Origin of the sequence: Streptomyces sp. NPDC059900 (assembly GCF_050270335.1) — a bacterium.
GTDB lineage: Bacteria > Actinomycetota > Actinomycetes > Streptomycetales > Streptomycetaceae > Streptomyces.
Genome location: NZ_JBNNJZ010000312.1, coordinates 1 through 9,799 on the forward strand (window position 1 = coordinate 1; position 9,799 = coordinate 9,799).

Sequence of the window (9,799 nt, forward strand, 5' to 3'; positions counted from 1 at the left end):
TACCGCACCCGCTACCGCGTCGCGGGCAGCCGCAGGCTCTCCCCCGCGCGCGTGCCCGCCGGTTCGGAGGCCCGCGTCCATCTGCGGATGGACAACGTCTCCCGGCTGCCCACGGGCCTCCTGATGCTCCAGGACCGGGTGCCCTACGTCCTGGGGCCGCGGCCCCGGTTCGTGCTCGACCGGGTGGAGGCGGGGGGCCGCCGGGAGGTGTCCTACCGCGTCCGCTCGGACCTGCGGGGGCGCTATCCGCTCGGGCCGCTCCAGCTGCGCCTGACGGACCCCTTCGGGATGTGCGAACTGACCCGCTCCTTCTCGACGTACGACACCCTGACGGTCATCCCGCGCGTGGAGGCCCTGCCCGCGGTGCGGCTGTCCGGGGAGGCCAAGGGGTACGGCGACGGGCGCAACCGCTCCCTTGCCCTCGCGGGCGAGGACGACGTGATCCCGCGGGGCTACCGCCACGGCGACGACCTGCGCCGCGTCCACTGGCGCTCCACGGCCCGCTACGGCGAGCTGATGGTGCGCCGCGAGGAACAGCCGCAGCGGGCCCGCTGCACGGTGCTCCTGGACACCCGGGCGCACGCCTTCCGGGGCGCGGGGCCCGACTCGGCCTTCGAGTGGGCGGTGGCGGGCACGGCGTCCGCCCTGGTGCACATGCTGGAGCGGGGCTTCTCGGTCCGGCTGCTCACCGACACCGGCAACTCCGTGCCCGGCGAGGGCTCGGACGGGTTCGCGGGCGCCAGCCAGGAGTCGGCCGACGCGGCGGGCCTGATGATGGACACCCTCGCGGTGATCGACCATTCGGACGGCGCGGGCCTCTCGCCCGCGTACGACGTCCTGCGCGGGGGCAACGAAGGCCTGCTCATCGCCTTCCTCGGCGACCTCGACGAGGAGCAGGCCACGGTGGCCGCCAAGATGCGCCAGCGCAGCGGGGCCGCGGTCGCCTTCGTCCTGGACAGCACGGCCTGGGCCCACGGCCCCGGCGGCGCTCCCGGAGGCCCCGGCGACGAGCGGCTCCGCATGCTGCGCGAGGCGGGCTGGACGGCCGTGGCGGTGCCTCCGGGTGTCGCCCTGGTGGACCTGTGGAAGCAGGCGGACCACATGCGTACGAGCTCGGGCCCGGCTCCGGCGGCGGGGACGACGACCGGGGGCTGGGGATGAGCGGCGACCCGTCCGGCGGGACCACGGGCACAAGGCGTACGGCACGCACGACGCGTACGACAACAGGGGGACGTTCATGAGTGGGCGCGCGCGACTCGCGCTCTGTGCCACGGCGGCGACGCTGATGGCATCGGGGGCGCTGCTGCCGCTCGTCGATCCGGCGACGTGGTTCGTCCAGGCGGCCATCCTGCTCGCGCTGCAGAGCGGCGTGGGCGCGCTCACCCGGCGGGTCCCGCTGGCCCGGCCGGTCACGGTCGCGGTGCAGGCCCTGGTGACGCTCCTGCTGCTCACCCTGGTGTTCGCCCGTGAGCAGGCGATCGGCGGGGTGATCCCGGGGCCCGACGTGATCCGGGAGTTCGGGCTGCTCCTGGAGGCGGGCGGCAACGACGTCGGGCAGTACGCGATACCGGCGCCGCTCAGCGACGGCATCCGCCTGATGCTGGTCGGCGGCGTCCTGGTGATCGGCCTCGCGGTGGACGCCCTCGCGGTGACGTTCCGTACGGCCGCGCCCGCCGGTCTTCCGCTGCTCGCGCTGTACTCCGTCGCCGCGGGGCTCTCCGGGGACGGGGCGGGGTGGCTGTGGTTCCTGCTCGCGGCTGCCGGGTATCTGCTGCTGCTCCTCGCGGAGGGGCGGGACCGGCTCTCCCAGTGGGGTCGGGTCTTCGGGGGCGCTGCGCGCGCTCCCGGCCGGATCTCGGGGGGACTTGAGACCGACAGCGGCGCGATCGCGCCGGTCCGCACGGGGCGGCGCATCGGCGCGGTCGCCCTGGGCATCGCCCTGGTGGTACCGCTCGCGCTGCCCGCCCTGGACGGCGGTCTCCTCGACGGCTCCGGCGGTGCCGGAGGCTCGGGTTCCGGCGGTGGCGGCACGATCTCCGCGGTGAATCCGCTGGTCGCGCTCCAGGACAGCCTGAACGAACCGGACGACCGCGAGGTCATCTCGTACAAGACGAACGCCAAGGACACCCAGAACCTCTACCTGCGGATCGTCTCCCTCGACCAGTTCGACGGGACGGCCTGGAAGACCACCGTCCGGAGCATCGAGGACGTGCCCTCGCGCCTGGAGGACCCGCCGGGGCTCTACCCCGACGTCCCCAGGAGCGAGATCCAGACGAACATCTCCGCCGCCGACAGCTACGCCCAGAACTGGCTGCCGATGCCCTACCCGGCGAGCGAGGTGAAGATCAACGGTCGCTGGCGTTACGAGCCGGTGGGGCGCGCCTTGGTCGGCGACCGCGGCCAGACCACGCGCGGCGCGCAGTACGAGGTCAAGAGCCTCATCGTGCAGCCGACGGCAGAACAGCTCGCGGGCGCTTCCGAGCCGCCCAAGCAGCTCGCTGACGAGTTCACGAAGGTGCCCGACACTCTTCCGTCCGTGGTGGCGACGGAGGCACGCCGGATCACCAAGGGCACCGCGAACGACTACGAGAAGGCCGTCAAGCTCCAGGACTACTTCGCCTCCGAGGGCGGCTTCACGTACAACACGCAGGTACGGGCGGGCAGCGGCCCGGCGGCGATAGCGCGCTTCCTCCAGCAGAAGGAAGGCTTCTGCGTCCACTTCTCGTTCGCCATGGCCTCGATGGCGCGGACGCTGGGCATCCCGGCGCGCGTCGCGGTGGGCTTCACGCCCGGTGCCGCGCAGGCGGACGGTTCCATGTCGGTCGGTCTGCGGGACGCGCACGCCTGGCCCGAGCTGTACTTCGAGGGCGTGGGCTGGACCCGCTTCGAGCCGACCCCCAACCGCGGCACGGTGCCCGAGTACACCCGCCCGGACACCCCGTCGGACGGCGCGAGCGACCCGGCGGTGCCCGAGCCGAGTTCGTCGTCGGCTCCTTCCGACGAGCCCTCCGCCTCCGCGAGCTGCCCGCCCGACCAGCAGAAGCAGGGCGGCTGCGCGAGCTCGGCCCCGGCGGTCGCGGGCGGCTCGGGCGGCGGCGGGTTCCCGCTCGGCATGATCATGCTGGTGGCCCTGGGGGCGGTCGTGGTCATCGGAGTGCCCTTGCTGCCGATGCTGTGGCGCAAGCGGATCCGTGCGGTGCGTCTGGGGTCGCCCGGCCGCACCGAGGCCGACGGGGCCGCGCGGACCCTGGCCGCCTGGCTCGAAGTGACCGATACGGCCTGGGACCACGGGATCACGCCGGACGAGTCGCAGACCCCGCGCAAGGCGGCGGCCCGGATCGTCCGTATCGGGGAGCTCACGGCTGCGCCCGCGGAGTCCGTCCATCGCCTGGCCGCCGCGGTCGAGCAGGTGCTTTACGCGCCACGGCCGCAGCCGACCGCCGGTCTGGCCGACGACGTGCGCCGGGTGTCCGACGGGCTGTGGGCCACGTCGAGCCGTCCGGCCCGGCTGCGGGCACTGCTCGCGCCCCGTTCGGCCGCACGGGTGGTGTGGGCGGTCTCGGACCGCTGGGCGGGGCTCAAGGAGCGGTCGTCCGCGTGGCTCGCCGGGCGGTGGGCGGCCCTGCGGAAGCCGTCGGGTCCCTCGCCGCAGCAGGAGGGCTGAGCCGGGCACCGGCCGGGGGTCTCAGGGCATGCGTAAGGGGTGACCGCCTGGGCGGTCACCCCTTACGCATGTCAGTTGTCAGCTCCTGCGGGTGTCGGCCATCAGCCCCCGCGCCGCGTGTCGGCCGTCAGCCGTTACGCGTGTCAGCCGCCGACCTCGGTGAGGCCGACGGCTGGCTTACTGCTGAAGAGCTGGAAGCTCACTGGCCCTGTTCGTCGCGGCGGCGCTGCCAACGCTGCTCGATCCGGTCCATCATCGACTTCCGCTGCCTGGTCTGCCGACGGGACGGGGCGCTGCCCGGTGCCGCCTGCGTACCGGAAGCCGGCTGTTCACCTGGCTTGGGCGCTTTGCGCCATCCGGTGACGGCGAGCACCGCACATCCCAGCATGACGAGGAATCCCACCACGCTCACCCAGATCTGCTGGGCGACCATTCCGGCCATGAGAAGGGCGATACCCACAAGGAAGCCCGCGACCGCTTGGTAGACCCGTCGCCGGGTGTACGTACGCAGCCCGCTTCCCTCGAGCGCTGTCGCGAACTTGGGATCTTCGGCGTACAGCGCTCGCTCCATTTGCTCGAGCATGCGCTGCTCGTGCTCCGAGAGCGGCACGGAGTCCTCCTCATCGTGCAGTCGCCGGGGCGACCGGGGGTCCCCTTCAGGATAGGCAGGGAATCGCCCCCGTGAAACCCGCCCCTCTGCGCCAACTTCGCCAAACCGGACCGCCCTGCCGCTCCGGCTCGCTGAAGCGTGCATTCCCCAGCGGCCGACCCGGCATGCCGGACGGTCTGCCTCGATCATACGGCGCCCATAGCCCGTTCGGGGGGTATGTGCCGTACTCCATGTGCGGCTGCGCTGCTGATCAGCGGGGCAGCCAGGGCGGATGTCAGCCCTCTTCGGCATCCCTGGTCTCGCCCAGCACATGCAACTGGGTGGCCACGGAGTGGAAGGCGGCGAGCTCGGCGGCGGCAGCCTCCAGCTTGAGGAGCGCCTCCAGGGCACCCGGCTCGGTGTCCACGAGGACGCCAGGAACGAGGTCGGCGAAGACCCGCACTCCGTGCACCGCGTCGACCCTGATGCCCACGCCCTCGACCAGATCGGTGAGCTGGTCGGCGGTGAAACGCCGCGGCACGGGGTCGCCGTCGCCCCAGCGGCCCGCCGGGTCGTCCAGCGCCTGCCTGGCCTCGGTGAAGTGGCCCGCGAGCGCCCTGGCGAGCACGGCGCCGCCGAGCCCGGCCGCGAGCAGGCTGAGGGTGCCGGAGGGGCGCAGCGCGCCGACCGCGTTGCGCACGCCCTCGGCGGGGTCGTCCACGTACTCCAGGACGCCGTGGCACAGGACGGCGTCGAACCCGGCCCGCTCCACGACGTCGAAGAGGCCGTGTACGTCGCCCTGGACGCCGCGCACCCGGTCGGCGACGCCCGCCTCGGCGGCCCGGCGCTCCAGCGCGAAGAGGGCGTTCGGGCTGGGGTCGACGACGGTGACGCGGTGGCCGAGGCTGGCGACGGGCACGGCGAAGTTGCCGCTGCCGCCTCCGGTGTCGAGCACGTCGAGGGAGTGTGACTCCCGGCCCGTGGCCTTGACCCGGCGGTCGAGGGCGTCCTTGAGGACCTCCCAGACCACGGCGGTACGGAGAGAAGCGCGGGGGCGCATCGGGTCCGACACGGCAGTTGACTCCTCGGCGCGTCCGCCGCACGTCCGCGGCGGAGCTAGGGGGTTCCCTCCGCCGGCCTGTGCGGCGGCAAGGAGGGTGCGGGCGCTCCCACCCTATTGCCTTCGGCCTGCTGCCCGGTCACCCCTCCCGGCTCCCGTCCCTGCTCCCGTCCGGCGGCTCCTGCCTGGGCTGGGGCAGCACGGGCTGCAGGACGAGCATCCGCTCGACGAGGCGCAAGAACATCGCCACGTCACGCAGCAGGTCGTCCGCGTCCCGGATGCTGGCCGCGCCCTGTATGCCGGCCTCCGCGCGGGCCCTGCGCGGCGCGCCGGAGGCGAACAGGGCGCTCCATTCGGTCAGTTCGGGGGCTATCTCGGGGAGCACTTCCCAGGCGCTGCGGATGCGCTGCCTGCGCCGCGGAGTCTCTTCGGGGCGGCCGCGGGCGGCGAGGACGGCGGCGGCGGTGCGCAGGGCCGCGAGGTGGGCGGTGGCGTAGCGCTCGTTCGGAGTCTCCAGGTGCGCGGCCTCGTCGATGCCGGCGCGGGCCTGGGCGAGGAGTTCGAGTGCGGCGGGCGGGGCCGTGGCCCGGCGCAGGACGGGGTGCACGTCACTCGCCGGGCCGGTCAGTGAGGGGGCAGGGCCGACGGGGCGGTGCCGACGTGCGGCTGCTGCGGAAGTGCTGGCCATGACGAACCTCCTGTCGTCGCGTAACGGCTCTGTGGCCGTATGTGCACATCGTGTAGTACGCCACTGACAATCGGCCCTGACCTGCGACTTTGCCCCGATCGCGGGTTCGCGTTAGTTTTTGCACTGACCAGTCAGTTCAAAAAGGGGCCCGCGAGGAGAAGCGGGCCCGGGGACACGACGCGAGGGGGGAACTGTGGACGGGCCGAACGACGACGCGCGGGGAGCCGCCGTCACAGCGCGGGGTTTCGGACTCAAGGGGCCGCGGGGCTGGGCGTTCCGCGAGGTCGGCGTCGAGGCTGAAGCCGGATCGCTGATCGCGGTCGAGGGGCCGTCGGGGTCGGGCCGCACCTGTCTGCTGCTCGCGCTCACCGGACGGATGCGCCCGACGGAGGGCGAGGCCCGCGTGGGCGGTTTCCGGCTGCCCAAGCAGCTCGCGGCGGTCCGGCGGATCAGCGCGCTGGGCCCCGTGCCCGGCGTGACGGACCTCGACCCGGCGCTGACCGTCGCCGAGCATCTGCGCGAACGGGCGCTCCTCCAGCGGCGGTTCGGCGGCTCGCTGCGGGCCCTGCTGAAGCCCCGCGCCGAGCGTGCCGCCGAGGCACGGCTGCGGATCGACACCGCGCTGAGCGCCGCCGGGCTCGACACGGAGTCGCTGCCCAAGGGACGGCGAACCTCCGTACGCGATCTGGAACGCCTGGAGGTGCTGCGGCTCTCGGTGGCCCTGGCCCTGATCGGGCGGCCCCTGCTGCTCGGCGTCGACGACGTCGACCTGAAGCTGTCGGACGCCGAACGGGACGAGGCCTGGGCCCTGTTGCGGTCCCTCACGGAGAGCGGCATCACCGTCGTGGCCGTATGCAACGAAGCGCCCGACGACGCGGTCACCGTGTCCACGGAGCGCAAGACCACCACGGCTGCGACCGGCAACGACCACGCCGATACAGCCGACGACGACGACGACAAGGAGACGGCGGATGCGCTCGCCGAAGCTGGCCGCGCTTGAGCTCAGGCGCTTCGGCAGGGGGAAGCTGCCGCGCGCGGCGCTCGTCGCACTCCTGCTGCTGCCCCTGCTGTACGGCGCGCTGTACCTTTGCTCGTTCTGGGACCCGTACGGCCGTCTCGACAAGATCCCCGTGGCGCTCGTCAACGACGACGAGGGAGCCACGGCCGCGGGCAAGAAGCTCGCGGTGGGCGACGGCATCGTGGACGGCCTGGAGGACAGCAAGACCTTCGACTGGCACGAGGTGAGTTCCGCCGAGGCTCGCAAGGGTGTCGAGGACGGGACCTACTACCTGTCCCTGACGATGCCGTCGGACTTCAGCAAGCGCGTGGCGTCGAGTTCGGGGGACTCCCCGGAGACGGGCGCGCTCCAGGTGCACACGAACGACGCCAACAACTACATCGTCGGGCAGATCTCCCGCACGGTCTTCTCCGAGGTGCGCACGGCGGCCTCCACCAAGGCGTCGCGCTCCTTCCTGGACAAGATCTTCATCTCGTTCTCCGACATCCACGGGGCGACCGAGAAGGCCGCCAAGGGTGCCGACAAGCTCGACAACGGCATCGGCGAGGCCAAGAAGGGCTCGAAGAAGCTCGCGACCGGCCTGAAGGACGCCAAGGACGGCAGCGGCGATCTGGCCGGCGGCATCAAGAAGCTCGACAAGGGCGCCGGTGACCTGGAAGACGGCTCGAAGAAGGTCTCGGACGGCACCCAGAAGCTGGCCGACAAGGTCAACGGCACCGCGGGCCAGGTACGGCCCTTCCTGAAGGACAACGGCAAGACCATCGGGGACACCGCCCGGCTCGTCGCCGACTCCTCCAAGGCCCTGCGCCACAACCTCGACACCTGGGTCAAGCTCGCGCCCGTGGCGGCCGAAGGGGCCAAGAAGGGCTCCGAGACCATCGGCGGCTTCTACACCGAGCGCTGCGTGGACTCCCCGGTGCCCGACCCGGCCTGCCCGAAGCTCAAGGAGGCCAAGACGGCCGCCGAGAACGTGTCGGCCATCGCCGACGACATGAACACCGTGGTCGAGGACCAGGACAGCGACGTCAAGAAGCTCGACAAGCACCTGGCCACGCTGGAGAAGAAGTCGCGGGAGCTCGCCGAGCGCGCACCCCGCCTCGACGAGGACCTGGACAAGGCCGTCACCCAGATCAACGACCTCAACACGGGCGCGGGGAAGGTCGCCAAGGGCGCCAAGAAGCTGCACACCGGCCTCGGCACCGCCAAGACCGGCGTCAACGACCTGGACACGGGCATCGGCAAGCTGGAGACGGGCGCGACCGACCTCAAGGGCGGCATGTTCAAGCTGGCCGACGGCTCCGGAAAGCTGTCCGGCGGGCTGCACGACGGCGTCAAGAAGATCCCCGACTACGACAAGAAGGACCGCGACCAGCGCACCGACGTCATGGCCGACCCGGTGCAGCTCGCCTCCCAGTCGATGCACAAGGCGCCCAACTACGGCACGGGCTTCGCCCCGTACTTCATCCCGCTGTCCCTGTGGGTCGGCGCGATGGTGGCGTACATGCTGATCCAGCCGCTCAACCGGCGCGCGCTCGCCGCGGGCGCCTCAGCCTGGCGGATCGCGTTCGCGGGCTGGCTGCCGGTCGCCGCTCTCGGCGTGCTCCAGACGGCGGCCCTGATGTCGGTCCTGCACTGGGGGCTCGGCCTGCAGATGGCGCGGGCGGCCGGGACGGTGGGCTTCCTCTGCCTGGTGACGTGCTGCTTCGCGGCGATCGTGCAGTGGCTGAACGCGCGCTTCGGAGCTGCGGGGCGGATCCTCGTCCTCGCGGTCCTGATGCTCCAGCTGACCTCGGCGGGCGGCACGTACCCCGTCCAGACGAGTCCGTCCTTCTTCGGCGCGATCCACCCCTTCCTGCCGATGAGTTACGTCGTCGACGCCCTGCGCAGGCTCATCACGGGCGGCGGGCTCGGCCCGGTGTGGCAGGCCTGCGTGGTCCTCACGGCGTTCACCGCGGGCGCCCTGGCGCTCACGGCGCTCTCCGCGCGCCGCAAGCAGGTGTGGACCCTGGACCGGCTGCACCCGGAGCTGAGCCTGTGAGACCCGCGACCGCGCCTGTGCGGGCGCCAAGACCTGTGAGAATCGGGCCCATGGACAGCAGCGCAACCAGCACCCGGCGAGAGGCCACCCGGCAGAAGCTCTACGAAGCGGCCGTCACGCTCATCGCGGAGCAGGGCTTCTCGGCCACGACGGTCGACGAGATCGCCGAGCGGGCCGGGGTCGCGAAGGGCACGGTCTACTACAACTTCGCGAGCAAGTCGGTCCTCTTCGAAGAGCTCCTGCGGCACGGCGTCGGGCTGCTCACCGCCTCTCTGAAGGAGGCGGCCGAGCAGGCCGCGGGCGGCGGCGGCCGGCAGGTCGACGCGCTCGACGCGATGATCCGGGCGGGCCTGGTCTTCATCGACCGCTATCCGGCCTTCACCCAGCTGTACGTCGCCGAGCTGTGGCGCACGAACCGCGCCTGGCAGTCCACCCTGATGGTGGTCAGGCAGCAGGCCGTGGCCGTCGTCGAGGACGTCCTGCGCGCGGGCGTCGAGAACGGCGAACTCAGCGAGGAGATCGACATCCCCCTGACGGCCGCCGCGCTCGTCGGGATGGTCCTGGTGGCGGCGCTCGACTGGCAGGCCTTCCAGCCGGAGCGCTCCCTGGACGACGTGCACTCGGCGCTCTCGCGGCTGTTGCAGGGCCGGGTGAGCGGCGGAAGCTGAGCCGCTGCGGAGCACCGCGCGCAGCCCGTGCACGAGGAAGCGCCGGTCCGGTGCCGCCTGATCTCCAGGCGGCC

Annotated in this window: 8 protein-coding genes; 5 read left to right on the plus strand and 3 right to left on the minus strand. The window is 72.4% G+C overall.

Features of this window, described 5'->3' with window-relative positions; all coding sequences use genetic code 11:
• The coding region (locus tag ACQKIP_RS30330; protein WP_427744707.1) for a DUF58 domain-containing protein at positions 1-1,161 on the plus strand (1,161 nt) is incomplete at its 5' end.
• Positions 1,162-1,237: 76 nt separating this feature from the next.
• Positions 1,238-3,664: a transglutaminase TgpA family protein gene (locus ACQKIP_RS30335; RefSeq protein ID WP_365852791.1), complete on the plus strand. Its 2,427-nt coding sequence runs from the start codon at positions 1,238-1,240 to the stop codon at positions 3,662-3,664.
• Positions 3,665-3,863: 199 nt separating this feature from the next.
• Here ACQKIP_RS30335 and ACQKIP_RS30340 read toward each other — a convergent pair whose 3' ends face one another.
• The 3 genes from ACQKIP_RS30340 to ACQKIP_RS30350 all read right to left on the minus strand — a co-directional run bounded on the left by ACQKIP_RS30340 (position 3,864) and on the right by ACQKIP_RS30350 (position 6,001).
• On the minus strand, positions 3,864-4,274 hold the full coding sequence (locus tag ACQKIP_RS30340) for a DUF3040 domain-containing protein (RefSeq protein ID WP_365852789.1): 411 nt from the start codon (positions 4,272-4,274) through the stop codon (positions 3,864-3,866).
• 274 nt (positions 4,275-4,548) lie between these two features.
• Positions 4,549-5,325 (minus strand): class I SAM-dependent methyltransferase, encoded by a 777-nt coding sequence (locus ACQKIP_RS30345; RefSeq protein ID WP_365852787.1) that lies wholly within the window; start codon positions 5,323-5,325, stop codon positions 4,549-4,551.
• A gap of 127 nt (positions 5,326-5,452) precedes the next feature.
• A complete protein-coding gene (locus tag ACQKIP_RS30350; protein WP_365852785.1) occupies positions 5,453-6,001 on the minus strand; it encodes an SAV_6107 family HEPN domain-containing protein in 549 nt (182 codons plus the stop codon).
• Between the two features lie 193 nt (positions 6,002-6,194).
• On the opposite strand from ACQKIP_RS30350, the gene ACQKIP_RS30355 reads away from it, so the two are divergent.
• Genes ACQKIP_RS30355 through ACQKIP_RS30365 form a run of 3 tightly spaced genes read left to right on the plus strand, consistent with a single transcriptional unit; the run spans position 6,195 to position 9,725 of the window.
• Positions 6,195-7,001: an ATP-binding cassette domain-containing protein gene (locus ACQKIP_RS30355; protein WP_365852783.1), complete on the plus strand. Its 807-nt coding sequence runs from the start codon at positions 6,195-6,197 to the stop codon at positions 6,999-7,001.
• A complete protein-coding gene (locus ACQKIP_RS30360; protein WP_365852781.1) occupies positions 6,973-9,057 on the plus strand; it encodes a YhgE/Pip domain-containing protein in 2,085 nt (694 codons plus the stop codon). The genes ACQKIP_RS30355 and ACQKIP_RS30360 overlap by 29 nt, the downstream gene beginning before the upstream one ends.
• 50 nt (positions 9,058-9,107) lie before the next feature.
• Positions 9,108-9,725, plus strand: a complete 618-nt coding sequence (locus tag ACQKIP_RS30365; protein ID WP_365852779.1) for a TetR/AcrR family transcriptional regulator — start codon at positions 9,108-9,110, stop codon at positions 9,723-9,725.
• The last annotated feature ends 74 nt before the right edge of the window (positions 9,726-9,799 follow it).

Excerpts from the sequence above, each read along its gene's own strand:
- ACQKIP_RS30365 (WP_365852779.1), top strand. The coding sequence starts at position 9,108 with ATGGACAGCAGCGCAACCAGCACCCGGCGAGAGGCCACCCGGCAGAAG.
- ACQKIP_RS30335 (WP_365852791.1), top strand. The coding sequence starts at position 1,238 with ATGAGTGGGCGCGCGCGACTCGCGCTCTGTGCCACGGCGGCGACGCTG.
- ACQKIP_RS30360 (WP_365852781.1), top strand. The coding sequence starts at position 6,973 with ATGCGCTCGCCGAAGCTGGCCGCGCTTGAGCTCAGGCGCTTCGGCAGG.
- ACQKIP_RS30350 (WP_365852785.1), bottom strand. The coding sequence starts at position 6,001 with ATGGCCAGCACTTCCGCAGCAGCCGCACGTCGGCACCGCCCCGTCGGC.